This window comes from Streptomyces sp. NBC_00096, from assembly GCF_045041305.1.
Classification (GTDB): Bacteria; Actinomycetota; Actinomycetes; order Streptomycetales; family Streptomycetaceae; genus Streptomyces.
This window is the reverse complement of the sequence record NZ_CP108221.1, coordinates 99,163-124,526: the sequence shown is the minus strand read 5'-3', so window position 1 is coordinate 124,526 and position 25,364 is coordinate 99,163. Positions and strand designations below refer to the sequence as shown.

Genomic DNA, 25,364 nt, shown 5'->3' with positions numbered 1-25,364 from the left:
CCCCCATGGACATGTGCTGTTCCCCGTTAAGTCATGACACGTGCACGCCACATGCTGCCCGAAAGGGTGCGGGAAGTGGCTGATTTTGCGACAGGTGGTTCCGGAGTGCGTCGGTCCGGTCCATCCGGCGGGATTTCCCGTCGGGCCCACCGGTTCCCAGCGATGCAAGCGACCGCTTAGTATGCCGCGAGGCGTGGTTCCCCGTCGGCGGCTGGAGGCCCCGGATGCAGGCATGGCGAGTACACACCCCCGGCGAGCCCCGCGAGGCCATGAGCCTCGAAGAGGTTCCCGAACCCGTTCCCGGCGAGGGCGAGGTGAGGCTCAGGGTGCTCGCCGCCAACGTCAACTTCCCCGACGCGCTGCTCGTGCGCGGCCAGTACCAGATCCGCCCGCCGCTGCCCTTCACCCCCGGCGTGGAGATCTGCGGCCTGACCGACGACGGCCGCCGCGTCATCGCCAACCCGAGCCTGCCGCACGGCGGTTTCGCCGAGTACGTCACCGCCTCCGCGCGCGCACTGCTCCCCGCCCCCGACACGCTCGACGACGCCGAAGCGGCCGCCCTGCACATCGGCTACCAGACGGGCTGGTTCGGCCTGCACCGCCGGGCCCGGCTCCAGCCCGGCGAAACCCTCCTCGTGCACGCCGCCGCCGGCGGGGTCGGCAGCGCCGCCGTCCAGCTCGGCAGGGCCGCCGGGGCCACCGTGATCGGGGTCGTCGGCGGCAAGGCCAAGGTGCGCACCGCCGAGGAGCTCGGCTGCGACCTGGTCATCGACCGCACCGCCGAGGACGTGGTCGCCCGCGTCAAGGAGTTCACCGAGGGGCGCGGCGCAGACGTCGTCTACGACCCGGTCGGCGGCGGGGCCTACGCCGCCTCCGCCAAATGCGTGGCCTTCGAGGGCCGCATCGTCCTCGTCGGCTTCGCGAGCGGCACCATCCCCGCCCCCGCGCTCAATCACGCCCTCGTCAAGAACTACGCGATCCTGGGCCTGCACTGGGGCCTCTACGCCGCCAAGGACCCGGCGGCGATCGCCGCCTGCCACGCCGAGCTCACCCGGCTCGCGGCCGAAGGCGCCATCAAACCGCTGGTCAGCGAACGGGTCCCGCTCGCCGCGGCCGCGGACGCCGTGCAACGCCTCGCCGACGGGACCACGACCGGCCGGGTGGTCGTCGTACCGGCCCTGGACGCGGCACCGTCCGGCTCCACCACCGCGGACGGCGGCCCCCGATGACGGCCGCCGCGGTCACCGCCGCCGAACTGCTGGTACGCGTACGGGAACTGCTCGCCGCGCACCCGCCGACGGGCACCGCACGCGCGGAGTTCCTGCGGGCCCGCTTCGACGCCGGACTCGCCTGGGTGCACTACCCCGAGGGCCTCGGCGGACTCGGCGCCCCCCGCTCCCTCCAGGCCGTCGTGGACTCCGAGCTGGAGGCGGCCGGAGCCCCCGACAACGACCCGCGCCGGATCGGCATCGGCCTCGGCATGGCCGCGCCCACGATCCTCGCGTACGGCACCGAGGAGCAGAAGCGGCGCTTCCTGCGTCCGCTGTGGATCGGGGAGGAGGTCTGGTGCCAGCTCTTCAGCGAGCCCGGCGCCGGCTCCGACCTGGCCGCCCTCGGTACCCGCGCGGTGCGCGATGGCGAGGACTGGGTGGTGGACGGCCAGAAGGTGTGGACCTCCAGCGCCCACACCGCCCGCTGGGCCATCCTGATCGCCCGCACCGATCCCGCACTGCCCAAGCACCAGGGCATCACGTACTTCCTGTGCGATATGACCGCCCCCGGCGTGGAGGTGCGTCCGCTGCGCCAGATCACCGGCGAGGCCGAGTTCAACGAGGTCTTCCTCACCGGCGTCCGGATCCCCGACGCCCACCGCCTCGGCGAGGTCGGCCAGGGCTGGGCCGTGGCCCGCACCACCCTGATGAACGAGCGCGTCTCCATCGGCGGCATGCGGATCCCGCGCGAGGGCGGCATGATCGCCCCGGTCGCCGCCGCCTGGCGCGAACGGCCGGAGCTGCGCACGCACGCCCTGCACCAGCGGATGCTGGAACTGTGGGTGGAGGCCGAGGTCGCCCGGCTCACCGGGGAGCGGCTGCGCCAGCAGCTCGTCGCCGGCCAGCCCGGCCCCGAGGGCTCCGGGATGAAGCTCTCCTTCGCCCGGCTCAACCAGGAGATCAGCGGCCTGGAGGTGGAACTCCTCGGCGAGGAGGGCCTGCTGTACGGGGACTGGACCCTGCGCCGCCCCGAGACCGTCGACTTCACCGGCCGCGACGCCGGCTACCGCTACCTGCGCGCCAAGGGCAACAGCATCGAGGGCGGCACCAGCGAAATCCTCCTCAACATCGTCGCCGAACGCGTCCTCGGCCTGCCCGCCGAACCGCGCGACGACAAGGACCTCGCATGGAAGGACCTGGCTCGATGACCGCTCCGAGCGCCGCCCCCCTGGACCTGCTGTATTCCGAGGCGGAGGAGGAACTCCGCACGGCCGTACGGTCCCTGCTCGCCGACCGCTGCGATGCCGCGGGCATCCTCGCCCGGATCGAGGGCGGCCGCCCGCACGACCCCGAACTGTGGCGGATCCTCGCCGCCGACATCGGCGCGGCGGGACTCCTCGTACCGGAGAAACTGGGCGGACAGGGGGCGAGCCACCGGGAGGCGGCCGTGGTCCTGGAGGAGCTCGGCCGGGCCGCGGCGCCGGTCCCGTACCTCACGAGCGCGGTCCTCGCGACGGAGATCCTGCTCGGCTGCGACAGCACGCGGGCCGCCGATCTCCTACGGGAGCCCGCGGCGGGCCGCCGGATCTGCGTGCCCGCACTCCCGCTGACCCTGGCCCCCGGAGCCCCGCTGCCGCAGCCGGTCCACGACTCCGGGGACGGCGCGCTGAGCGGTACCGTCACCTCCGTCGCGGACGCGGTGGCCGCCGACGTACTGCTGGTCCTCGCCGACACCGGGCTCCACGCCGTCCCGGCGGCCGACGCCCGGATCACCCCGGTCGTCGCCCTGGACCTGACCCGGCCGCTGGCCACCGTCACCCTCGACGGCGCCGCCGGAACCCTGCTCGCCGACCCGGCCACCGCCCGCGCGGCCATCGCCGGAGCACTGCTCTCCGGCGCCGGACTGCTCGCCTCGGAACAGCTCGGGATCGCCGAGTGGTGCCTGACGGAAACAGTGGCCCACCTGCGCACCCGCCACCAGTTCAACCGGCCGCTGGGCTCCTTCCAGGCCCTCAAGCACCGCCTCGCACGGCTCTGGCTGGACGTGGCCTCCGCCCGCGCGGCGGCCCGAGCCGCCGCCGACGCCCTCGCCACCGGCGCGGCCGACGCGCCGCTCACGGTGGCCGTGGCCCAGGCCTACTGCTCGGGCGTGGCGGTCCGGGCGGCCGAGGAGTGCGTCCAGCTCCACGGCGGCATCGGCATGACCTGGGAACACCCGGCCCACCTCTACCTCAAGCGGGCCAAGTCCGACTCCCTGGCCCTGGGCACGGCCGGCCACCACCGCGGCCTGGTCGCCGACTTCGCGGAACTCCCGGCTCCGTAGGGGCCGGGAGTTCCAGCCCCGCGGGCGTTCGGGGCGCGGGGTCCGGGGCGGAGCCCGGGGAACGGTGGAAGGGAGGGCAGGGGACTCCGCCCGCGCAGCGGCCGCCCCGCGGCCGCGCGGCCGCGCCGGGGAACCGGCCGAACGGCCGATGCGGCCCGCAGGCTGGCTGCGGCAACCTTGGCGGGTTCCCCCGACGACCCCGCCCCGCGAAGGGAGCCGCGCCATGCTGCACGCCCTCTACCTCCTCGGCATCGCCGCCTTCGCCGCCTCCGGCGTCCTCGCCGCGCACCGCGCCAACATGGACCCCTTCGGCGGGCTCGTCCTCGCCTTCGCGGCCAGCATCTCCGGGGGGACCCTGCGCGACCTCATCCTCGACCGGCACCCCCTCTACTGGACGCACGACTGGCTGCTGCTCGTCCTCATAGGGTCCGTCGCCGTCGCCACCATGCTCTACCTGCGCCGCTGGGAGCTCCCGCACCGCACCCTCATGGTCGTCGACGCCGTCGGTCTCTCCGTGGTCACCGTGATCGGCGCCCGCGCCGCGATCGACGCACACGTCACCCCCGTCGCCGTGCTCATCCTCGCCGTCCTGACGGGCGTCACCGGCGAGGTCGTCCGTGACGTGCTCTGCGGGGAGTTCCCGCCGCTGCTGCTGCGCGAAGAGGTGTACGCGACGGCCGCGCTCGCCGGGGCGCTCTGCTACCTCGGCCTGCACTGGGCCGGTGCCCCGGACACCGCCAACACCGCCGTGTCCGCCGCCCTGGTCTTCGGCCTGCGCATGACGGCGGTCTTCCGCGATCTGCACCTGCCCCGGCTCCAGCGCGTCACGGGCTGACCGCCGCGGCAGCGCTTTCCAGCGCCGACAGCACACCCGGCGGCCGCCCCGGGCCTACGCCGCGGCCACCCAGGGCCTACGCCGCGGCCGCTCGGTCCTTTGCCGCCGCCGGCCCGGGCGGCAGCAGCTCGGTGATGACGAAGGCGACCACGGCCGCCAGGATCACCACGGGCATCATGGCGGAGCTGCCCAGGAGCAGGACCACGAGCACCACGCTGCTCACCGGCAGCCGCAGCGTGATGGCCGAGGCCGCCGCCATGCCCGCCGCCATCGCCGGTACGACACCCAGACCCGGCAGGGGCGAGAGCAGGACGCCCGCCGCGGCGCCGAGGAAGAGCCCCGGGAAGACGGGGCCGCCCCGCAGGCTGCCGAGGCAGAGCGTGTACGCGGCGCCCTTGAACAGGAGGACGGCGAGCAGCGCGCCGACACCCCACGCGTGCGGGTCGGCGGCCAGTGCGGCGAGGGTGGACTGACCGGATGAGGCGACGTCCACGGGCGAGCGGCCGGTGCCGAGCGCGTAGAGGGCGGCGCAGGCCGCGGCGCCGAGGGCGCACTGGACGGTCCGTACGAGCGGTCGCGCCGTGACGTAGGCGGCGATCAGCCGGGCCCCCGCCAGCAGCGGGTGCAGGACCGCGGCGAGGACCACGGCGATGGCCAGCGCCCAGAGCACGTCCGTCGCGTCCAGGCGGGGCAGCGGCGCCGGCAGCCTCAGGGAGAGGTCGCCCGTCGCCAGCCCGGTCCAGCGGCCGAGTCCGGTGAACACGAGGGCTCCCACTCCGCTGGAGAGCAGGGCGGGGAGCATCACCGCGAACAGCTGCGGCCCGCCCACTCCCGCGACCTCGATGAGGAGCACGGCGGCGATCAGCGGATTGCCGAAGATGGCCGAGATGGCCGCCGCCGCTCCGGCCGCGCCCAGGAGAGCGGTGCCCTGCGGGGTCGCCGGCACCTTCGCGAGGTCCCGGAACACCAGGGCCAGGCCGCCGCCCAGGGCGATCAGCGGCCCCTCCGGCCCCAGCACGGCGCCGAACGGCAGACAGGCCACCGCCGCGAGGAGCACGCCGGGCAGCGCGGACGAGGAAGCGCCCCCGGTGTGCAGCCCGGAGGCGGGGACGTGGCCGCCCGCACCGGGCAGGCGGGCGGCGACCAGGCCGACCGCGGTTCCGGCGACGAGGAGCAGGGGGAAGGGCCACCACCAGGGCGGGACGTCCAGTCCCATGGCGTGGGGGAGGTCCGCCCACAGGGCGTGCTCCAGTTCGTGGAGCAGGACGAGGAACCAGAAGGCGGCGAGGGACACCGGGATGCCGATGAGAGCGCAGAAGGCGAGCGCCTTGAGGTAGCCGGGGCGGCGGAGCATGTGCCGCAGCAGTTCCGCCTCCTGTGGCTGCGTCCCGCCGCCCGTAGGGTCGGATCGAGCGAGCGGCTCCGTCATGGGATTCCTCCTTCTCGGGCCGACCGTGGGGCGGGCCGTGGGGCGGGCCGTCCGTCGGGCCGGGGGGTCACGCCTCGTCCTCCGGGAACCGCGGGGCCTCCCCCCGCCTGGCCACCCCGATCCGGACCGCGCCGAAGAGGACCTTGGCGATCACTCCGACCACGATCAGATCGGCGGCCATCTGCGCCGTCGTCAGCACACGGGCCGCCTGAGTGGTGGGCGCGATGTCCCCGAATCCCACGGTCGCGAACACCGTGACGGTGAAGTACAGCGCGTCGGTCCGGGTCAGCGGCTCCGTGAACGAATCCGGCAGCTCCTTCGAGAGCAGGAAGTACGTCGCCGAGAACAGCACCAGGAACAGCGGCACGCCGGTGGCCAGCGCTTCGAGGGCGCGCAGCCTCGGATGCTCCGCATGGGTGATGGCGGCGATCTGCCAGGCGATCAGGCCGCCGAAGAGGGCCAGGCCGAGTACCAGCAGCACGAGGGTCAGGGTGCCGAACCCGCGGTCCATCGGGGCCAGGTAGTACAGCGCCGTGAGGAGGACGACCGAGGCCGCCGAGCGGAGCAGCGGTCCCGCCAGCAGGCGCAGGCCCTGACGGCCCGGCCCGGGCAGCGACCGTGGGCGGCCCGTCACCTTCACCGACCCCTGCCGCGGTGGTCGACCGGTACCGCGTCCTCGACCTCGCCGCCCATGACCACTCCTCGCACACGAACCGGGCGATTTCCCGCCTCCGGCGGCGGGCGGAGCCGTACGCCCATTGCAGCACCCGCCTGATCCACTCGCACCCCGGACCGCTCTCCGGCCCCCACGCCCCCCCACCGCCTCCCCCCGAGTAGTCCCCGGGCTCAGCGCGTGAGGTCGTAGAGGCTCCGGCTCACGAGCCACAGTCCGAGGACGAGGCAGGTGACGACGATGGCCTGGTCCTTGTGGCCCGACAGCCACGCGCGGAGGTTCGTGAGCGCCAGCGCGGCCCTCCCGGGCGCGAACACCATGTACAGCTCCATGGTCAGGAGGCTGGACGTGGCGAGGACGCAGAAGGCCAGCAGGGCCAGGTACGAACTGCGGTGGGAGAGGTCGGCCTCGATGACGGTGGCGGCTCCGGCACCGACCATTCCCCAGGGCTGGAGGAGCACGGCGAGCGTGGCCGCCGACCACCCGGAGGCCTGGTCCATACGGGACGTCAGGGAGGTCCCGGAGGATCCCGAGGTCCCGGAGGTCCCGGAGGATCCGGACGTCCCGGAACCGGCAGCCGGCGGGCCACCGGCCGAGGCGCGCCGCCGCCGGCGCCTGTGCTCGCTGTACAGCAGCAGCCCCGTGCCGATGGCCAGCTTGGCGGCCAGCGCGGCCGTGGTGGGTGGCGAACGGGGAGCGGGCGGCTCCCCGCCGGTGAGGAGGAGCACGATGGCGACCACGGCAACGAGGCAGGCGAGCCAGGCGGCGATGAAGGCGAGCCCCTTCAAGACGCCCCGGGGCGCCGAGAGCACCAGGACGAAGGCCATGACCGGCAACGGGTAGAGCGTGATGACCAGGCCGATGACCAGCAGGTCAAACACCATGGCCACGCACCTGTGAAGCGCCGTCCCGGCCCGCCCAGATCAGCGGATAGGCATCGCTCCCGGTCCGTTCGACCCACCGCAGCAGGTCCCGCAGGACTTCGGGACGGTCGCCCGGACTCTGCTCCACCAGCCTGGTCAGCAGGGTGCGCATTCTGCGCAGTGCCATCGGGGAGCCGGCGACGGCGAAGACGAGGTCGTCGGCGGCCGTGCGCACGTACTGTTCCCAGTCGGGCACCGGGACGGTCACCCGCACCCTGCCCTCCTCGTCCGTGAAGTGTCCGATGTCCAGGTCCCGGTCGGCGAGGTGGAGCAGGAGGTCCTCCAGGCGGTCCAGGCAGTCCACCGCCGTCGCCGGATCGTTGACGGCCGGGGAGAGGGCCCGTAGCGCCATGTCGACGAGGAGCCGGAACGGCAGCTGCGGATCCTGGTCGAAGGTGCGCTCCACCCCCGTCACCATGGAGTCGAGCAGCACCCGTTCGGGCAGTTGCCCGCCCGTCACCTCGGCGAGCACCAGGCCCCGCGACAGGGCACGGCCCGGGGCGACGCGGAAGGTGATCGAGCAGTGGTGGGCCTTCGCCGCGCGGACCAGCGCGGAGACGTCCAGCTGCTGGAGCACGGCCGCCGGTCCCGACCAGCGGACGGCGGCGCCGCCGGCCGTCCCGGGAGGTGCAGCGGTGACCTTGCCCTGATCCGGGTCCGGGTCCGGACCCCGATCCGGATCCGGATCGTACGGCCGTACGTACAGCGCATCGAACAGCTGGTGCGCGCGGGTGGCGATCGCGGCCAGCGAGTGGGCGAGCTGGATCGAGCTGAAGGCCATCATCTGGAGCGTGCGCATCAGTGCGAGCGCGACCAGAGTGAGCAGCATGGCGATGAAGGGGACGACGACCGACACGTTTCGCTTCGTGCCGATGGCCAGGCCCGCGGTGATGCTGAACACGAACACCCCGACGGTGAAGGCGAACGCGCGCCAGACGATCGGCTCGTCCCGGAAGAGCCCGAGACGGGGCGTGAAGGCGCTGGCGGAGAACTGCACGACCAGGAACAGCATCGAGTAGATGATGCTCACCAGGCTGATGACGCCGAACCCGATGGTGAACAGCAGGGTCGCCACACGTCCGGACTCCACCCGCGGTCCCACCGACAGGAGCGGGACCAGCAGCCCCAGCACCAGCCCGGCGACCGCGCAGACGAGCTGGGACAGGTCCCGGCGCACCGCGCGCGCAGGCCGGTGGAACGGCGCCCCCCGCCGACGCCTCCGCGTGGACCCGGGGCGTGCGGGGCCATCAGCCGAGCCGGACATCCAGCCTCCTCAACGGTCCCCGTGGACGCAGCGCCGGTTAAAGATGCAACCACGGGAGCGGTGGGACCGAGTGGCGAAATGCCGGATACGGGCAATTCCGTCATTGTTCTCGGGGAAGGGCGGCCGCCGGCCGCCGGGAACCGTGGCCCGAGGAGTCGCACCGTGCCTGGACCGGAGGCCGGACCCCGTCTGCGCGCCGTGCCCCGCTGGATGCGCAAGCACACCCCGCTGCTGGGCCGGCTCCTGGAGCAGCTCGCAGCCGTCAGGGTCCTGGACTGCGCGACCAGACTGGCCGCCCAGGCCTTCCTCGGCGCCGTGCCGGCCGTCTTCGTCATCGCGGCCCTCGCCCCCGACTGGCTCCAGGACCAGCTGATCTCCTCCATCCGGACGACACTGGGGCTCCAGGACGCCGCACTGGACCAGGTGCAGTCGGTGTACTCCGCCTCCGATCCCACGGCCGTCACGAGCACGGGCTGGGTGGGGGTCGTGGTGACGCTGCTGTCGGCGACCGCGTGCAGCCGCGCCCTGCAGAGGACGTGCGAACGCTCTTGGCACCTGCCCAAGGCCAAGGTCCGGGTCGCCGCGTGGCGGTGGCTGGCCTGGCTCGTCGTCTGGCTGGTCGCCCTGCTGTTCCAGGGGCTGGTGCAGACGGCCTTCGGCGCCGGCCGGGCCACCGGTTTCGCCCTCGTCGTCGTCAGCGGAACACTGCTGTGGTGGTGGACGCAGCACCTGCTGCTCGGCGCCCGCATCCCGTGGCTGCCGCTGCTGCCCGGTGCGCTGCTGGCGGGGGTCGGGGAGCAGCTCCTGACCGTCGCGTCGCGGGTCTACATGCCCGTCGCCGTCGAGCGCAGCATGCAGCAGTTCGGCAGCCTCGGCTCGGTCTTCGTCCTGCTGTCCTGGCTCATCGGGTTCTTCCTCGTCATCACCCTCGCCATCGCCGTCGGGTACGTGGTGGCCCACGAGCCGCTCCCGGCGGGCTGGCTCGGCACGCCCGAGGACCCCCCGGCACCGTGACCTCACGGGGCTACCGCTGTCCGGCCCGGCCGGAGGCGCGGCCCCCGGCCGCCAGCAGGGAGAGGACGGCGAGCACGGCGAGCAGGACGATGACCAGCAGCAGGACGGTGAGGACCGTCGGGTGGTTCCACAGCGCGAACACGAGCGCCAGTACGAGCAGCGCGCCGGTGGTGAGCGGCCGGCGGTGGGCCTGCACCCAGGTACCGGTGCTCCCGGTGCGCACTCCGTGGGCGGCGCCCCACGCGGCGGCGGAGTCGGCCGCGCGCTCGGCGCGGCCGCGCACACCGCGCGGCAGGCGGCCGGCGCCGGAGAGGTAGGCGCCGAGGGCCACGACGACCCCGAGGACCAGCGCGGTCCGGATGCTGACCCGCAGGAACCGCACCAGGGTGTCGAAGACCGCCGCTGCCGCCTCCGGTGACTGGACCTGCGCCGGGAGGTGGCCGAGGTAGTAGTGGCGGACGACGGCCAGCCCGATGGCGAAGACGAGACAGGCGGCGGCCGCGCCGAGCGTCACGGTGACCAGGGCCCGGCGACGGCGCCGGGCGAGCAGCACTCCGACGGCCCCGAGGACCACGGTGAGCACGGGCAGCCAGTTGCCGGCCACGTCGAGCAGGTGGACCGCGCCCCTGATCTTCTGCAGCTTGTCGGACTGGAAGAGCACCATCTGCTTGTCGACCTCGGGGATCTTCTCGGCCGGGGACAGGCCGGCCTTCACGAGCTCCTCCTTGACGCTCTCCACGGCGGCGCCGACATCGAGGGTGACGGTGCCCCCCTCGACTCCCACCGCGCCGCGGCCCTCACCGGTCAGCGCCTGCACCACCGCGGAGTGCGCGGCCCGGTTGGCGGTGGTCCAGACCGTCTCGAAGCGGTCGCTCTCCACGAACCGGGTCGCCACCTTGGAGACGGCCGCGTCCGCGGCCGAGTCCAGCTGCGGTCCCAGCGCCTTGACGGCCGTTCCGACGCGGGGCGGCAGCCCCTGGGCCTCCAGCCACTTCGCCAGGTCCGAGGTGACCCGGGCGCCGTCGACCCGGACGTCGGCCGCCTCGGTGATGCGGTGGACGGCTGCCGCCTCGATCGCCGGATCCGAGGCGAGCGGGGAGACCGTGGACACGTAGCGGCCGGTGTCCAGCACGATGTCGTGCACCCAGACCGTGAGCAGGGAGATCGGCACGAGGAGGCACGTGAGCGTGATCACCACGGCCGAGACCGAGCTCATCGCCGTCCGCGCGGCGCGCGACCCTCCCGTCCGACCCGGTGCGGACGGCTCGTCGAGCGGCTCGGACGGCAGACTCATGGCGCTCCCGGGAACGAACGACGGACGGGAAACCCGCTTCCGTCCCATGGGACACATGCCGAGGCCGGATCTGCGCGTTCAGCTGCGCCCACCGTGTGATCCGCCGCGTGCCGGGTCGTGGTGGCCCGCGGTGGCTCGTGGCGGGTCGCGGCGGCTCGTGACGGGTCCGCCCGGTGACCTCGTCCGCCGTGCCGCGTTAGACCCGTAGGCACCGGCCACCGAGCGAGGGAGACCGTATGTCCGCAGCACCCGCCGCCGCACCACTCACCCGCCGCGCGGTCCTCCGTACGGCTTTCACCGCGGCCGTGTTCGCCGGCACGGCCGCGGCACTGGCCCCCGTACTGCGCGCCCGCCGTCCGCGGCAGACCCTCACCCCGGCCCCGCTCGCCCCGGGCGGCGAGGAGACGTACCGCGGCCGGCACATCGCCGTCGGCCCGGCAGGGGCCGTCCGCATCGACGGCCGTCCCCTGCACGTCATGCGCCGCGCCGACGGCAGCTACCTCAGCGGGATCAACCACTTCCAGTCCTACGAGACCCCGCTGGAGCTGGCCCGCGCCGCGGTGGACGAGCTGGGCACCAACCAGCTGGCGTTCGCGGCCGCGCACCACGGGGGACAGGAGTAGTACGCCGTGTACATCCGGCAGAACCAGAAGAACCTCACCAGCGCACAGAAGAAGCGCTTCACGGCGGCCGTCATCGAGCTCAAGCGCAACGGCACCTACGACGCGTTCGTGCGCACCCACGACAAGTACTTCGTCCCCGACCGCGACCGCAAACTGCGCGTCGGGCACATGTCCCCGTCCTTCTTCCCCTGGCACCGGCGCTACCTGCTGGAGTTCGAGCGGCAGCTGCAGAACGTCGACCCCGGCGTGAGCATCCCGTACTGGGACTGGACCACCGACAACAGCCCCGTCTCCTCGCTGTGGGCGGAGGACTTCCTCGGCGGGACCGGCCGCGAGAGCGACCGCCAGGTCATGACCGGCCCGTTCGCCTACGAGAAGGGCAACTGGACGGTCACCGTGGGCATCACCGAGGCCCGCTTCCTGACCCGGAACCTGGGCCGGCCGCAGAACCCGATCAGCCTGCCGACCCCGGCCGAGCTCCAGTGGGCGATCGACGACCCGACGTACGACAGCTCGCCCTGGGACTCGACCGCGGCGCGCGGCGGCTTCCGCAACAAACTGGAGGGCTGGGCCGCCCCCAAGAGCGAGAAGTGGCGCAACCACAACAAGGTGCACCAGTGGATCGGCGGCCACATGACGGGCGGCACGGCACCCAACGACCCGGCGTTCTGGCTGCACCACGCCTTCGTGGACCTGCTCTGGGACCGCTGGCAGCAGAAGCACGCCGGATCCGGCTACCTGCCCGCCGCCCCGCTCGCCCCCGGCGACCTCCAGCGCGGCCGGGTGATCGCCCTGGACGAGCCGATGCCGCCGTGGGACGTCACCCCGCGCGAGATGCTCGGCCACCAGGGTTCCTACCGCTACGAATGAGCGGCCGGGCGCGGCCGACGGGCGCGCCGGGCACGGGGAAGGGCCCCCGCCGGGAGGCGGGGGCCCTTCGGGTCACCGGGCGATCAGCCGCCGTAGTTGCCCTCGGTGTGGTGCTCGCCACCCGACGCGTTGACGCAGGTGTTGCCGAACGCCGGGTTCAGCAGGCCGACCACGTTGACGGTGTTGCCGCAGACGTTGACCGGGACGTGCACCGGGACCTGGAGCAGGTTGCCCGAGAGGACACCGGGGGAGTTGGCCGCCGCGCCGTGCGCTCCGGCGTCGGCAGCCGCCAGACCCGCACCAGCGGCCAGGGCGCTACCGGCGGCAGCGGTGATGACGAATGCCTTCGCGATACGCGACATCAAGATCTCCTCGAGTGAAACGGGGGAACCGCGGGGAAAGAACCCGCGGCGTTCGACATGGCATACAACGCGGGGAGCGCCCAAGGGTCACGGCCGCTGGGCCGCCGGTGATCCTGAAACCCGCTTCTGCTCGAACGCGGCACCCTTCTGGACGCCGCACCCGCTCGAACGCGGTACCTACGGAGCGCGGCACTTCCGGAGCGCGGTACCTCCGGAGCGCCGCGCCTCCGGAACGCCGCGCCTCCGGAACTACGTGGCGCTCCCGAAGCGCGCGGAGGCGAAGTACGGGCGCACCGGCATGACGGCGCCCGGCCGCAGGACCTCCACCGGGGTGCCCGCGCAGCCCGGCTCCCGGTACAGCGCCACCCGTCCCCGGGTCTTGTTCGTCACCGCCCGCCCGCCACCGCCCCGCGCGTCCACGCAGCCCTTGGGGGAGGCGACGCCGTGCGGCCGGTCGTCGGTGCCCAGGTACTGGAAGGCGGGCCCCACGGACGACGGGGTCCCGAGGGCCGCGGTGGGGCCGTCGGCCGCGTGCGCGGAGGCGGCGGCCAGCGGCCCGGCCGCCGCCACGAGCAGCAGGACGGGGACCGATCCGGCCCGGACGAGACTGCGGAGGGCGGGGTGGAGAGTGAGGGATCGCATGCCCGCCCAACCCGGCCCGCCCCGGCCGGGGTCACGCCTTGTCACCCGGTGCACGCCTGTGCGACCGTGCGACCGACGGTGCGCGGAAGAGGAGGGTCGATGGCCACAGCGGCCGGCGAGGACCGGGATCCGGACCGCCCCCGGGTCCGTACGGAGTACGGCGTGGTCGAGGGCAGGACCGGACCGGGCGGCACCGCCGTCTTCCGGGGCGTCCCCTACGCCGCCCCGCCCGTCGGCGCCCGCCGGTTCGCCGCGCCAGGGCCTCCCGGGGCGTGGGACGGCGTACGGGACGCGGGTGCGTACGGCCCCACCGCGCCCAAGGTGCCCTACCCCGAGGCCTTCGCCGCGCTGCTGCCCGATCCGGAGATCCCCGGGGACGACTGCCTGAACCTCAACGTCTGGACCCCGCGGCCGCGGCCGGGGGCCCGGCTTCCGGTCATGGTGTGGATCCACGGCGGCGCCCTCACCCGGGGCTCCTCGGCGGTGCCCGTCTACGACGGCTCAGCCTTCGCCCGCGACGGCGTCGTGCTCGTCTCCGTCAACTACCGCCTGGGCGTCCTCGGCTACGGGCTCTTCCCCGACGCCCCCGCCAACCGCGGCCTGCTCGACCAGATCGCCGCCCTGACCTGGGTGCGGGAGAACATCGCGGCCTTCGGCGGCGACCCCGGCCGGGTCACCGTCTTCGGCGAGTCCGCCGGGGCCATCAGCACCGGCGCCCTGCTCGCCGCACCCCGCGCCGCCGGCCTCTTCCACCGGGCGGTCCTGCAGAGCGGCGCACCCGAGGCGCTGCCGCGGGACCGGGTGCGCGCCATGGTCCGGCGGATGGCCTCGCTGCTCAAGGTGCCGGCCACCGCCGAGGCGTTCACCGGGGTCGCGCTGCCCGACCTGCTCGCCGCCCAGGCGACCGTACTGCGCCGCTCCTCACCGCTGGTCGGCGGCCCCGCCTGCGGCCTGGTCACCGACCCGGACACGCTGCCGCAGGATCCGCTCGAGGCGGCGGCCGCCACCGACGTCCCGCTGCTGCTGGGCTGGACCGCCGAGGAGCACCGGCTCTGGCTGGCCCCGACCGGGGCCGTGCGGCTGCTGGACCGGCTGGGCCCGCTGTCCGTGGCCCTGGGCCGGATCCGCAGCGGCAAGGACCGGGCCGCCGTACGGGCGCTGCGTGCCGAGCGGCCCGGCGCGGGCCCGGCCGATCTCCTCGGCCACCTGCTCACCGACCGGCTGCTGCGCGATCCGCTGCGCGCCCTGGCCACGGCGGCCGGGCGCACCGAGCCGGCCTTCGTGTACGAGTTCGCCTGGCCGTCCGGGGTGGCGGGCCTCGGATCCTGCCACGCGCTGGAGCTGGGCTTCGTCTTCGACACCCTGGACGTGCCCGAGGCATCCTGGCTGGCCGGGCCGGGCGCCCCGCAGGAACTGGCCGCCGAGATGCACACGGCCTGGGTGCGCTTCGCCGTGGAGGGGGATCCCGGCTGGGCCCCCTGGAACGGCAGCGGCCCGCCGAGGGTGTTCGGCGGACCGGGGCTGGAGGAACCGCGGCCGGTTACTCCACGGGTCCTTCCATGACCTTGCTGATGAACTGGATCGGCCCCTCACCCATGTTGGGCACATAGGTCTTGGCGTTGTGCTGGCCGCCCTGGATGACCCTCAACTCGGTGTGGACCGGCCCCTTGCCGTACGTGGCGATGAACTTCTGCACGTTCGGCAGGGTGTTCTTGTTGCTCTCGTTGGTCCCGACCTGGAAGGCCAGGTAGACGTCCGGGCCCTTCTTGTCGATCAGCTCCTTGGCCAGCAGCTCGGGGTTGTTCTCCGCCTTCTCCTTGTCGTGGCCCTTCCACAGCGAGGAGTCGGGGACGATGTCGGGACCGGAGCAGATGGCGGCCTTGAACTTCTCGGGGTACTTCAGCACGGCCTTCAGGCTGGCGAAGCCGCCGGTGGAGGAGCCCATGTAGGCCCAGCCGTCGCGCGACTTGACCGTGCGGAAGTTCGCCCGCATCAGGTCCGGGACGTCGTCGGTCAGCCAGGTGCCCATCTTGGGCTGGCCCGGAATGTCGGATGCGTCCCAGTAGATGCCCTTGTCGTCCGGCGCCGGGTTCAGCACCGGCATGGCCAGGATGAAGGGCTTGCTCTTGCCCTCGCTGTACCACTTGCTGATGCTGGTCTGGAGCCCCAGGTCGGTGCCCATCCAGTAGTTGTTCGGGTAACCGGCGCCGCCGGGCAGGGCGATCATGACCGGGAAACCGCTCTTGGCGAACTTCGGGTCGTTGTACTCCTTGGGAGCCCAGACCCAGACCTTGCCCTTGAAGCCGGACTTCTTGCCGTCCAGCGTGGTGACGGCGACGTGCGTACCGTCGGGCAGCGTCATCGAGTTCTTGAAGTCGGCCTGCGGCCCGGTCGGCATCGACATCTTCGAGTTCGCCGGAGGCTTGGCGGCCGCACCGCCGTTGCCGCCACCGGCGGAGCCGGCGGGCGGCTGCCCGAAGGAGACGGCCTCGCCCTTGTCGGTGAAGGGCGGTATTTCGTAGTGGTTCATCACGAGTGCCGCGACACCCGCGAGCGCCAGCACGGAGGCACCCGCGATCACCCACCGCCGGACCCGGGACGGCCGCCGCACCTCCTGGGGCTGCTGGTACGGCTCCCCGTAGGACTGCTCGTACGGCTGCGTGTGCTGCTGCTCGTACTGGTGCTGCCCGTACTGCTGCTGCCCGTACTGGTGCTGCTCGTCCTGCTGCCGGCCGCGTTGCTGTCCGTACTGCCCGTACTGCTCTCCGTGGGGCTGTGCGTGCGGCTGCCCGTACTGCTGGGCCCGCTGCTGCCCGGATTGCTGCCCGTATTGCTGCCCGTACTGCTGTGCGTGCTGCTGACCGTACGGATCGCCGTAGGGAGGCTGCTGCTGGTAGGGCCCTTCCGACCGGTACGGCTGCTGCTGTCCGTCGGGTGAGTGCGACATGAGGGGTTGCTCTCCGGCTGGTGCTGCCCCGTTGGGGCGGGGTGGGACTGCTTTCGATCGAAAGATGAGCGTACGTGGTTGCGGGTTCCCGATTTTTACGTCTCTTGGTGTTCCGCTGAGAAGGACGTTGCCCGACGCGAAATCGGCCTGTGGAGTTCCCGTGCTGTTCGCCAAGTATCTCTGGCCCATGCACATGCCCCTCGGTACGGTACGTCCGCGCCGCCCCCAGACCCCCCTGCCCGGAGGTAATTTCCGTGTTCGGCATGCCACTTTCACGGTCCCGTCGCAAGACCGCCCTCGCCACCGCCTTCGGCGTCACCGCCGTCGGCGCCGCGCTGTGGGCGGGCATCGGTTCCGCCCAGCCCGCGCACGCGGCCGGCCTGCCCGCACCCGACCACATCGTCGTCGTGGTCTTCGAGAACCACGCCTACAACCAGGTCATAGGCAGCTCCAGCGCCCCGTACATCAACTCCCTCAAGACGGGCGGAGCCAACCTCACCAACTCCTTCGGGGTCACGCACCCCAGCCAGCCCAACTACATGCAGCTCTTCTCGGGCTCCAACCAGGGCGTCACCGACGACAGCTGTTACACCCCCGGCTTCAGCTCCGCGCCCAACCTGGCCTCCGAGCTGATCGCCGCGGGCAAGACCTGGGGCAGCTACAACGAGACCCTGCCGAGCCAGGGCTCGACCACTTGCTCCAGCGGCAAGTACGCCCGCAAGCACAACCCCTGGTTCGCCTTCTCCAACGTGCCCACCAGCACCGCGAAGACGATGACCCAGTTCCCGACGGACTTCACGACCCTGCCCAAGACGTCGTTCGTCGTCCCGAACCTGTGCAGCGACATGCACGACTGCTCGGTGGGCACGGGCGACACCTGGCTCAAGAACAACCTGAAGGCCTACGCGGACTGGGCCAAGACCCACAACAGCCTGCTCGTCGTCACCTTCGACGAGGACAACAGGCTCGCCGGAAACAAGATCCCGACCGTGTTCTACGGCCAGCCCGTCACCCCGGGGGCCACCGCCTCCACCACCTACAACCACTACGACATGCTGCGCACCCTGGAGGGCCTCTCCGGCCTGACCACCCACGCCGGGAACGCGGCCACCGCCACCGACATCACGGGGATCTGGGCTTCCTGACCATGTACGTTGCGGACAGCCGCGGTACCCCCGCGCCCGCCGTGACCCCCGAGCCGCAGCGCGTCGCCCCGGGCATCCGCCCGGGGCGGCGCGCCGCGCTCGCCCCCACGGTGCTCGCCCTCGGCACGGTCAGCCTCATCACCGACGTCTCCTCGGAGATGGTCACGGCCGTGCTCCCCCTCTATCTCGTCGCCGGACTCGGGCTCACCCCGCTCGGCTTCGGTCTGCTCGACGGCCTCTACAACGGGGTCAGCGCCCTGGTCCGGCTCACCGGAGGCCACCTCGGCGACCGCTTCGGCCGCCACAAGGCGCTCGCCGGCATCGGCTACGGGCTCTCCGCCCTGTGCAATCGGCTGCTGCTGCTCGCCCACACGCCACCGGCGGGATCGGCGCGGTCCTCGCCCTCGACCGCACCGGCAAGGGCCTGCGCACCGCCCCGCGCGACGCGCTGATCTCCCTGGCCGCGGCCCCCGCGGAACGCGGCCGGGCCTTCGGCGTGCACCGGGCCATGGACACCGCCGGCGCGCTGATCGGGCCGATCCTGGCCTTCCTGATCCTGCGCGGCGCCGCCGACGGGTACGACGCCGTCTTCACCGTCAGCGCCTGCGTGGCCGCGCTCGGCGTCCTGGTGCTGGTGCTCTTCGTACCCGGCCGTCGCACCGAGCCCGTACCGGCTCCGGCGGCGCACGCCGGCCCTCCAGCGGCCGCCTCCCTCGGCCCGCAAGGTGTTCGGCGCCCTGCGCGATCCCGCCTTCCGGCGGATCCTCTGGGCCGCCGCCCTGCTCGGCGCCGCCACCGTCAGCGACGCCTTCGTCTACCTGCTGCTCCAGCGCCGCACTGGGACTCGACGCCGGCTGGTTCCCGCTGCTGCCGCTGGGCACCGCCGCCGGCTATCTGCTCCTCGCCGTGCCGGTGGGCCGGCTCGCCGACCGGGTCGGGCGCCGGCTGCCGTCTTCCTGTGCGGACACCTCGCACTGCTCGGCGCCTACCTCGTCCTGCTCGCCCCGGCCGGCGGCACCGGACCGATCCTGCCGTACGCCGTCCTCGCGCTGCTCGGCATCTTCTACGCGGCCACCGACGGGGTGCTCATGGCGGCCGCCGCCGGACCCGTCCCCGAACAGCACCGCGGCGGAGGTCTCGCCCTCGTCCAGACCGGTCAGTCCCTCGCCCGGTTCGCCGCCTCCCTCGGCTTCGGCGCCGCCTGGACCTTCTGGGGAGCCCGCCCCGCCCTGGCCGTCGCCGCCGCCCTGCTGGCCGGAGCCGTGCTGCTCTGCGTCCGGCTGCGGCCGGGCGACCCGGTCGCGGACGCCGCAGCAGCAGCCTGAACCATCCCCGCAGATCCAGAAAGGCCCCCACACATGCCCCTCCAGCGCCGGATCCTGATCCTCGTCTCGGCCGTGGTCCTGCTCGCCGTCGTCGGCGCGCTCGCCGTCGTACGGGCCTCCTCGCGCGCCGAGGAGAAGAACCGGGTCCAGGCCGGCGGGCCGTCGATAGCCCCGGGCGAGGTCTCCCTCACCCCGGGCGACGGCGGCCGGCGGATCGTGTTCCGGAACATGGCCTGGGGGCCGCACCGCGACGAGCTCGCCACCGCGGCGGCCGACGCCCCCGAAGGCCCGCGGACCGCCTCCGGGGTCAGCTGCCTGCGCTTCCACTCCGCCGCCGGCACCGGCATCTGCCTGCGGGCCGACAAGGGCGGGGTGCAGGACAGCTACCGGGCCGTGGTCCTCGACGCCAGGCTGAAGGAGGTCACCAGCCGCCCGCTGGCCGGCATACCGACCCGGGCGAGGGTCTCGCCCGGCGGCCACCTGGTCGCCTGGACGGTGTTCGTGGGCGGGGACTCGTACGCCGGTACGAACTTCTCCACCCGGACCTCGCTGCTGGACCTGCGCAGCGGGAAGTACGACGCCTCGCTGGAGGACTTCACGATCCACAAGGACGGCAAGGCGTACCGCAACGCCGACGTCAACTTCTGGGGGGTCACCTTCACCCCCGACGAACAGGGGTTCTACGCGACGCTCGCGACCGGCGGCCAGACCTACCTGGTCCGCGGCGACCTGGCCGCACGCACGGTGACCACGCTGCGGGAGAACCTGGAGTGCCCGTCGCTGTCGCCCGACGGGAAGCGGCTGGTGTTCAAGAAGCGGGTACCCGGACTGTCGCCGGACGCGCCGTGGCGGCTGTACGTCCTGGACTTGGCCTCGATGGCCGAGACCCCGCTCGCCGAGGAGCGCAGCGTCGACGACCAGGTGGTGTGGACCGACGAGAAGACCGTCGTGTACTCGCTGCCCGGCGACTTCGGCGCCGACCTGTACTCCCTGCCCGCCGACGGCAGCGGCGCCCCGGCCCGGCTGATGACGTCGGCCCTCGCCCCCGCCTTCCTCGGCTGACACCGGGAAGAGGGGATGAGGGCCGTCCGCCGTCCGGGCAGAAGGACCGTTACGCCGGGATGAGCGTCTTGCGGCGGCGCTTTCGCTGCGCGGCCGCCGAGAGCCTGAGCTCGATGACCGACCGCACGGTCGGCCACTCCTCGTCGAGGATCGAGTAGAAGGCCGTACTGCGGACCGCCCCGTCGAGCCCCCGCGAATGGGCCCGGCGGACCCCTTCACTGGTGAACCCGAGCCGTTCCATCGCGGCGCGCGAGCGTCCGTTACGGGCGTCCGCGCGCAGCGAGATGCGCCGGACGCCCCAGGTTTCGAAGGCATGGCGGAGCATGAGCAGCTTCGCCTCGGTATTGATGCCGGTTCCCTGGGCTGCCGGGGACAACCAGGTATTGCCGATCTCGGCGGCATCGGGGATCGCCGTCGCAGGATCGCCGAACGGGACTCCCGGCACGGCGGGCCACACCAGCGGCCCCTGCCAGTAGTCCAGTTCCAGGAACCGGGTCGAACCGACCACCCGGCCGTCGGTGGCTCTGACCACCGCGAACGGGAGCGATCGACCCGCTGCCTGATCGGCGAGGGCACGGTCGATGTACTCGTGGGACGCCTGCACGCCGTGGGGTACGGGGGTGAAGGCGTAAGTCGTACGATCCTCGGCCCCGGCCATGGCCAAGGCCTCGGTGTGGTGGGGGGCGAGGGGCTCGAGCCGCACGGAGCGGCCGGCGAGGAGTACGGGTACGGGCACGGAGCCTTCGGTCCTTCTGGGCGGTGGGGTGGTTGCACAGTCTGCGTCTCTGACGTCGCCCCCCGTGCAAAACACGGGTGAAAGGCAACGGGCTGTCAGGTGAACGCGAGTGGCTCAATGTAGCCCCTTAGAGTCCTCTCATGAACCCCCTAATCGGCAATGGCGCGACACTCTTTTTCGAGGACTTGGGTCCCCGCGACGGAGCCCCCGTAATCCTGATCCACGGACATCCGTTCAACCACACGATGTGGGCCCCCCAGACGGCGGCACTGATAGCGGCCGGTTACCGTGTGATCGCCCCTGACCTGCGGGGATACGGGCAGAGCCCGGTGCTGCCGGGCAAGACGCTGCTCGCCGACTTCGCCGATGACCTGGCCGCTCTGCTCGACCGTCTCGGCGTCGAACAGGCGGTCGTCGGCGGTGTGTCCATGGGCGGGCAGATCGCCATGGAGATGCGGCTGCGCCACCCGGGCCGGGTGCGGGCCCTCGTCCTCTCCGACACCTCCTCTCCGCCCGAGACGGAAGAGGGCAAGACCTTCCGCCGCGACCTCGCCGAGCGGCTCCTCGCGGAGGGCATGAAGCCCTACACCGACGAGGTCATCGACAAGATGCTCGCGCCGTACAACGTGACCGGGATGCCGCAGGCCGCGGCGAAGGTGACCGCGATGATGTACGCGACCGCCCCCGAGGGCGCGGCCGCCGCGCTGCGCGGGCGGGCCGAGCGGCCCGACTACGCCCCGGTGCTCGCGGCGCTCCCGGCCGGGGTGCCCTGCCTGATCGTGGTCGGCCGGGACGACGTCTACACCCCGGTCGCCGAGGCCGAGTCCCTGCACGCGCTGGTGCCGCATTCGGTGCTCGCGGTCGTGGAGCGGGCCGGGCACCTGCCGGGCGTGGAACAGCCGGAGGCCTTCAACGAGGCGCTGCTGGGGTTCCTCGCAGGGCTCTGACCGGCCGGGAGGCGGCCCGTGAACGGCCGCGAAGTGGCCCGGGAAACCGAACGGGAACCGGACCACCGGAATGGGCCATTCGGCTGGTCCAATGATCCGGTGACGATACGGATCCTGCCCCCGCCCGGAGCGCCCCGCCGACTGGCCGCCGCCCAGCTGAGCAACTCCGTCGGCGACGGAGCCTATTACGTGTGCTCGGCGCTCTACTTCACCCGGGTGGTCGGCCTCTCGCCCGCCCAGATCGGCCTGGGCCTCACCATCGCCTGGGCGATCGGCTCGGTCGCCGGAGTCCCGCTCGGGGCGCTGGCCGACCGGCGGGGGCCGCGCGGTACCTCCGTGGTGCTGGCCGTGGCCACGGCCGCCTCCGTCTGCTCCTTCCTGGTCATCCGCTCCTTCTGGGCCCTCCTGGCCGCCGTGGTCGTCTACGCCACCGCCCAGTGCGGGCTGGCCGCCGCCCGCCAGGCCCTCCTGGCGGGTCTGGTCGCTCCCGGGGAGCGGACCGGGGTGCTGGCCCACCTCCAGGCCGTCCTCAACGGCGGCCTCGCGGTCGGCGCGGCCCTGGGCGGGCTCGCGCTCGGCATCGGCACCGAGCGCGCCTACCTCGCCGTCTTCGCGCTGGACGCCGTGGCCTTCCTGCTCTGCGCCGGCGTGCTGCTGCGCCTGCCGGCGGTGGCGCCCACCGCGGACCGCAATGCGGGGGAGCCGCGGCTGGCCGTGCTCCGGGACCGCCCGTACGCGCTGGTCACGCTGCTCAACGCGATCCTGCTGCTGCGGATGCCGCTGCTGAGCCTCGCGATCCCGCTGTGGATCGTGGAGCGCACGCAGGCCCCCGGCTGGCTGGTCTCGGCGCTGTTCGTGCTCAACACGGTGGCGGTGATGCTCTTCCAGGTGCGCACGGCCCGCCCGGTGACCGACCTGGACAGCGCCCGCCGGGCGGTACGGGTCTCCGGGCTGGTGATGGCCGCGTCGTGCGCGGTGTTCGCCGTCTCCGCGCTGCCCCGGGCGGGGTGGGCGGCCGCGGCGCTGCTCGTGGCGGGGGCCGTGCTCCAGGTGGACGCGGAGATGCGGCAGTCCGCGGGGTCCTGGCAGATCGGCTTCGAGCTGGCCCCCGCCGAGCGGATGGGCCAGTACCAGGGGTTCTTCGGCACGGGGGTGCCCGTGGCCCGGACCCTGGGCCCGCTGGTGCTGACCTCGCTGCTCCTGCTCTGGGGGATCCCGGGCTGGCTGTTCCTCGGAGCGCTCCTGCTGGCCGCCTCGTACGCGATGGGCCCGGCCGTGCGCCGGGCCGGGGCCTCCCGGACCGGCGGTGGAGCCGCGGAGGCGGCCGTACGGTCGTAGGGCCCGCCCGGGCCGGGCCGTACGGTCGTAGGGCCCGCCCGGGCCGGGCTTCCGTGGGGTTTTCGTCGGGGCCTCCAGCGGGGCTTTCAGCGGGGCCGGAGCGGCCCTTCGGCGTGCGGACGGGTGCCGAACGGGGCTACCGGGTGCCGGAGGGCCGGTGTCAGTCTGTCTGCAGGGTGGTGCGCAGCCGGTAGCGGTCACCGCTGTACTCCACCGTGGACAGCAGCAGGGGTCGCTGGTCGCGGGTGTACACGGTCTGGTCGAGGACGAGTACGGGCGCGCCCTCGGCGATGCCCAGGTGCCCGGCGAGCCCGGGGTCGGCGTTGCGCGCCTCGATGGTCGCCTCGGCGCGGTCGGGCTCCACGCCCCAGCGGCGCAGTTCCTCGAAGAGGGACGTCTCGCGGAAGTCGGTCCGGGCGAGGTCGGGTGCGAGGTCGGCGACGACCAGGGTCCGGTCGAGGGCGATCCGGACGTCGTTGAGCAGCCGGACCCGCTCCAGGAGCAGCAGCGGGGTGCCGGCGGGCACCCCGAGGCGGTCCGCGTCGTCGAGTGATGCGGTCACCGTGTCGTGGCGCAGGACCACCGAGCTGGCGCGCATGTGCTTGCGGCGGGCGGTGGCGGTGAACGACTCCAGGTCCTTGGGCCACTCGCGGGCGGGCGCGGGGGCCACGGGCGCCGCGACGAACCATCCGCGCCCGTGGGACGCGGTGACCAGGCCCTGCTCGACGAGGTGACCGAGCGCGCGGCGCAGGGTGACGCGGGAGACGTCCAGCCGGGTGCAGAGCTCGCGCTCCGGCGGCAGCTTGCTGCCCGCGGACAGGCCGCGGCGGGCGATCTCCTCACGGATCCGGTCCGCGGCCTGGGACCAGAGGGGGTCGGCGGCGCGGGCGGAGGTGGAGGCGGCGGCGATGGCAGCGTCGTCGGTCATGGGGAGACCATACCACTTGGTACCACTTTGTTTCGGCTTCCGACCTCGGGACAGTGGGACCTAAGCCCTCATCTTGATATTTTCCGTAAGACCACTAAAGACCACCATTGACCAATCCAAAACCACTAGTTACCTTCGAGTCGTCCCCACCACCCCGCTCGACGAGGAGTACCCGCGATGAGTACGGCCACAGTCCCGGCCACCGCACCGGCCGCCGGAAAGAAGCCGGGCCGGATCATGCCGGTCATGCAGCGCATCGGCCGCAGCCTGATGCTGCCCGTGGCCACGCTCCCGGCCGCCGCCCTGCTGACCCGGCTCGGCGGAGCCGACCTGCTGGGCCGCGAGAACTTCCCGCTGATCATCCAGAAGTTCGCGATGGTGCTGGCGGCCGCCGGTGACACCGTCTTCGCCAACCTGCCGCTGCTCTTCGCGGTGGGCGTGGCCATCGGCTTCGCCAGGAAGTCCGACGGCTCCACCGCTCTGGCGGCCGTGGTCGGTTACCTGGTCTTCAAGGCCGTACTCGCCAGCCCCGCCTTCCCCAAGGGGGTGGACGGCGAACCGCTCGACGCCAAGGTCCTCGGCGGCATCGTGATGGGCCTGATCGCGGCCCTCCTCTACCAGCGCTTCAGCCGCACCAAGCTGCCCGAATGGCTCGGCTTCTTCGGCGGCCGCCGGCTCGTGCCCATCCTGAGCGCCTTCGCGGGCGTCGGCATGGGAGTGGTATTCGGAGTGGTCTGGCCGACCGTCGGCGGCTGGTTCTTCCACTTCGGTGAGTGGCTCGTCGGCACCGGCGCCTGGGGCGCGGGCCTCTTCGGCCTCGTCGTCCGGGCCCTGATCCCGATCGGGATGCACCACTTCTTCTCGGTCTTCCCCTGGTTCGAGGCCGGCTCCTTCGTCAACCCGGCCACCGGCACCGAGGTGCACGGGGACATCGCCCGCTTCCTCGCCGGCGACCCGACCGCGGGCCAGTTCATGACCGGCGGGTTCCCGATCTACATGTTCGCGCTCCCGGCCGCCGCCATGGCCATCGCGCACACCGCCCGCCCCGAGAACCGGACCATGGTCAAGGGCATGATGATCTCCGTCGCGCTGACCTCCTTCGTCACCGGCGTGACCGAGCCCATCGAGTTCGCCTTCATGTTCGTGGCCCCGGTCCTCTACGCGATCCACGCCTTCCTCTTCGGCGTCTCGATGGCCGTCTGCTACGCCCTCGGCATCCGTGACGGCTTCGGCTTCTCCTCCGGCGCCATCGACTACATCGTGAACTACGGCATCGCCACCAAGCCCTGGATGCTCATACCGATCGGCCTGGCCTTCGCCGCCATCTACTACGTGCTCTTCCGCTGGGCGATCGTGAAGTTCGACCTCCCGACCCCGGGCCGCGAACGCGAAGAGGAGCCCCGGCCGGGCGCCGGGGCCGACGCCTCCGCCTGAGCCCCGGCCCCCGCGCCGCCGACCCAGCCCCGCCCGATC

At 72.9% G+C, this 25,364-nt stretch carries 24 protein-coding genes and 1 pseudogene; 15 read left to right on the top strand and 10 right to left on the bottom strand.

Annotated features, from left to right (window positions below):
- The first annotated feature begins 224 nt into the window (after window positions 1-224).
- The 4 genes from OG904_RS00570 to OG904_RS00555 all read left to right on the top strand — a co-directional run bounded on the left by OG904_RS00570 (window position 225) and on the right by OG904_RS00555 (window position 4,369).
- Window positions 225-1,229: an NADPH:quinone oxidoreductase family protein gene (locus tag OG904_RS00570; protein ID WP_405486181.1), complete on the top strand. Its 1,005-nt coding sequence runs from the start codon at window positions 225-227 to the stop codon at window positions 1,227-1,229.
- Window positions 1,226-2,419 (top strand): acyl-CoA dehydrogenase family protein, encoded by a 1,194-nt coding sequence (locus OG904_RS00565; protein WP_405486179.1) that lies wholly within the window; start codon window positions 1,226-1,228, stop codon window positions 2,417-2,419. Before OG904_RS00570 ends, OG904_RS00565 begins: the two co-directional genes overlap by 4 nt.
- Window positions 2,416-3,534, top strand: a complete 1,119-nt coding sequence (locus OG904_RS00560) for an acyl-CoA dehydrogenase family protein (RefSeq protein ID WP_405486177.1) — start codon at window positions 2,416-2,418, stop codon at window positions 3,532-3,534. The genes OG904_RS00565 and OG904_RS00560 overlap by 4 nt, the downstream gene beginning before the upstream one ends.
- Window positions 3,535-3,757: 223 nt before the next feature.
- Window positions 3,758-4,369: a trimeric intracellular cation channel family protein gene (locus OG904_RS00555; RefSeq protein ID WP_405486175.1), complete on the top strand. Its 612-nt coding sequence runs from the start codon at window positions 3,758-3,760 to the stop codon at window positions 4,367-4,369.
- Window positions 4,370-4,445: 76 nt separating this feature from the next.
- Here the strand turns inward: OG904_RS00555 and OG904_RS00550 are convergent, their stop codons facing one another.
- The 4 genes from OG904_RS00550 to OG904_RS00535 all read right to left on the bottom strand — a co-directional run bounded on the left by OG904_RS00550 (window position 4,446) and on the right by OG904_RS00535 (window position 8,571).
- Window positions 4,446-5,798: a chloride channel protein gene (locus tag OG904_RS00550; protein ID WP_405486173.1), complete on the bottom strand. Its 1,353-nt coding sequence runs from the start codon at window positions 5,796-5,798 to the stop codon at window positions 4,446-4,448.
- A 67-nt stretch (window positions 5,799-5,865) separates the two neighbouring features.
- On the bottom strand, window positions 5,866-6,432 hold the full coding sequence (locus tag OG904_RS00545) for a potassium channel family protein (protein WP_405486171.1): 567 nt from the start codon (window positions 6,430-6,432) through the stop codon (window positions 5,866-5,868).
- A gap of 212 nt (window positions 6,433-6,644) precedes the next feature.
- Window positions 6,645-7,355, bottom strand: coding sequence for a GAP family protein (locus tag OG904_RS00540; protein WP_405486169.1), 711 nt, complete (start codon window positions 7,353-7,355; stop codon window positions 6,645-6,647).
- On the bottom strand, window positions 7,345-8,571 hold the full coding sequence (locus OG904_RS00535) for a DUF2254 family protein (protein ID WP_405486167.1): 1,227 nt from the start codon (window positions 8,569-8,571) through the stop codon (window positions 7,345-7,347). The genes OG904_RS00540 and OG904_RS00535 overlap by 11 nt, the downstream gene beginning before the upstream one ends.
- 249 nt (window positions 8,572-8,820) lie before the next feature.
- Here OG904_RS00535 and OG904_RS00530 point away from each other — a divergent pair, with 249 nt between their 5' ends.
- Window positions 8,821-9,672: a YhjD/YihY/BrkB family envelope integrity protein gene (locus OG904_RS00530; RefSeq protein WP_405486165.1), complete on the top strand. Its 852-nt coding sequence runs from the start codon at window positions 8,821-8,823 to the stop codon at window positions 9,670-9,672.
- Between the two features lie 10 nt (window positions 9,673-9,682).
- Here the strand turns inward: OG904_RS00530 and OG904_RS00525 are convergent, their stop codons facing one another.
- Window positions 9,683-10,966, bottom strand: a complete 1,284-nt coding sequence (locus tag OG904_RS00525) for a hypothetical protein (RefSeq protein ID WP_405486163.1) — start codon at window positions 10,964-10,966, stop codon at window positions 9,683-9,685.
- A gap of 236 nt (window positions 10,967-11,202) precedes the next feature.
- Here OG904_RS00525 and OG904_RS00520 point away from each other — a divergent pair, with 236 nt between their 5' ends.
- Window positions 11,203-11,589, top strand: a complete 387-nt coding sequence (locus OG904_RS00520) for a tyrosinase family oxidase copper chaperone (protein ID WP_405486161.1) — start codon at window positions 11,203-11,205, stop codon at window positions 11,587-11,589.
- Between the two features lie 6 nt (window positions 11,590-11,595).
- Complete coding sequence (locus OG904_RS00515) at window positions 11,596-12,459, top strand: tyrosinase family protein (RefSeq protein WP_405486159.1); 864 nt, start codon at window positions 11,596-11,598, stop codon at window positions 12,457-12,459.
- 83 nt (window positions 12,460-12,542) lie between these two features.
- Here the strand turns inward: OG904_RS00515 and OG904_RS00510 are convergent, their stop codons facing one another.
- On the bottom strand, window positions 12,543-12,821 hold the full coding sequence (locus tag OG904_RS00510; protein ID WP_405486158.1) for a chaplin: 279 nt from the start codon (window positions 12,819-12,821) through the stop codon (window positions 12,543-12,545).
- A 249-nt stretch (window positions 12,822-13,070) separates the two neighbouring features.
- Window positions 13,071-13,463 (bottom strand): hypothetical protein, encoded by a 393-nt coding sequence (locus tag OG904_RS00505; RefSeq protein WP_405486156.1) that lies wholly within the window; start codon window positions 13,461-13,463, stop codon window positions 13,071-13,073.
- 99 nt (window positions 13,464-13,562) lie between these two features.
- On the opposite strand from OG904_RS00505, the gene OG904_RS00500 reads away from it, so the two are divergent.
- The gene (locus OG904_RS00500) at window positions 13,563-15,026 is read left to right on the top strand and encodes a carboxylesterase/lipase family protein (protein ID WP_405486154.1); all 1,464 of its coding nucleotides are present in this window, start codon (window positions 13,563-13,565) and stop codon (window positions 15,024-15,026) included.
- On the opposite strand, the gene OG904_RS00495 is transcribed toward OG904_RS00500, so the two are convergent.
- Window positions 15,004-15,993 carry an alpha/beta hydrolase gene (locus OG904_RS00495; protein WP_405486152.1) on the bottom strand — a complete coding sequence of 330 codons (990 nt, stop codon included), beginning with the start codon at window positions 15,991-15,993 and terminating at the stop codon, window positions 15,004-15,006. The genes OG904_RS00500 and OG904_RS00495 overlap by 23 nt on opposite strands.
- Here OG904_RS00495 and OG904_RS00490 point away from each other — a divergent pair.
- The 4 genes and pseudogenes from OG904_RS00490 to OG904_RS00475 all read left to right on the top strand — a co-directional run bounded on the left by OG904_RS00490 (window position 15,985) and on the right by OG904_RS00475 (window position 19,942).
- Window positions 15,985-16,401 (top strand): hypothetical protein, encoded by a 417-nt coding sequence (locus OG904_RS00490; RefSeq protein WP_405486150.1) that lies wholly within the window; start codon window positions 15,985-15,987, stop codon window positions 16,399-16,401. The two genes, OG904_RS00495 and OG904_RS00490, sit on opposite strands and share 9 nt — an antisense overlap.
- Window positions 16,402-16,673: 272 nt before the next feature.
- Window positions 16,674-17,555 (top strand): alkaline phosphatase family protein, encoded by an 882-nt coding sequence (locus tag OG904_RS00485; RefSeq protein WP_405486148.1) that lies wholly within the window; start codon window positions 16,674-16,676, stop codon window positions 17,553-17,555.
- 2 nt (window positions 17,556-17,557) lie between these two features.
- Window positions 17,558-18,880 (top strand): annotated as a pseudogene (locus OG904_RS00480) (MFS transporter).
- Between the two features lie 33 nt (window positions 18,881-18,913).
- The gene (locus tag OG904_RS00475) at window positions 18,914-19,942 is read left to right on the top strand and encodes a hypothetical protein (RefSeq protein ID WP_405486146.1); all 1,029 of its coding nucleotides are present in this window, start codon (window positions 18,914-18,916) and stop codon (window positions 19,940-19,942) included.
- A gap of 49 nt (window positions 19,943-19,991) precedes the next feature.
- On the opposite strand, the gene OG904_RS00470 is transcribed toward OG904_RS00475, so the two are convergent.
- Entirely contained in the window at window positions 19,992-20,678 is a 687-nt protein-coding gene (locus tag OG904_RS00470) for a GNAT family protein (protein ID WP_328302635.1), read from the bottom strand.
- 140 nt (window positions 20,679-20,818) lie between these two features.
- Between OG904_RS00470 and OG904_RS00465 the strand changes: the two genes are divergently transcribed.
- Both OG904_RS00465 and OG904_RS00460 read left to right on the top strand, forming a co-directional pair.
- Window positions 20,819-21,625 (top strand): alpha/beta fold hydrolase, encoded by an 807-nt coding sequence (locus OG904_RS00465; protein ID WP_405486143.1) that lies wholly within the window; start codon window positions 20,819-20,821, stop codon window positions 21,623-21,625.
- Window positions 21,626-21,724: 99 nt separating this feature from the next.
- Window positions 21,725-22,963: an MFS transporter gene (locus OG904_RS00460; RefSeq protein WP_405486141.1), complete on the top strand. Its 1,239-nt coding sequence runs from the start codon at window positions 21,725-21,727 to the stop codon at window positions 22,961-22,963.
- A 160-nt stretch (window positions 22,964-23,123) separates the two neighbouring features.
- On the opposite strand, the gene OG904_RS00455 is transcribed toward OG904_RS00460, so the two are convergent.
- The gene (locus tag OG904_RS00455; RefSeq protein WP_405486139.1) at window positions 23,124-23,891 is read right to left on the bottom strand and encodes a GntR family transcriptional regulator; all 768 of its coding nucleotides are present in this window, start codon (window positions 23,889-23,891) and stop codon (window positions 23,124-23,126) included.
- Between the two features lie 177 nt (window positions 23,892-24,068).
- Between OG904_RS00455 and OG904_RS00450 the strand changes: the two genes are divergently transcribed.
- A complete protein-coding gene (locus OG904_RS00450) occupies window positions 24,069-25,325 on the top strand; it encodes a PTS transporter subunit EIIC (RefSeq protein WP_405486137.1) in 1,257 nt (418 codons plus the stop codon).
- Window positions 25,326-25,364: the final 39 nt, after the last annotated feature.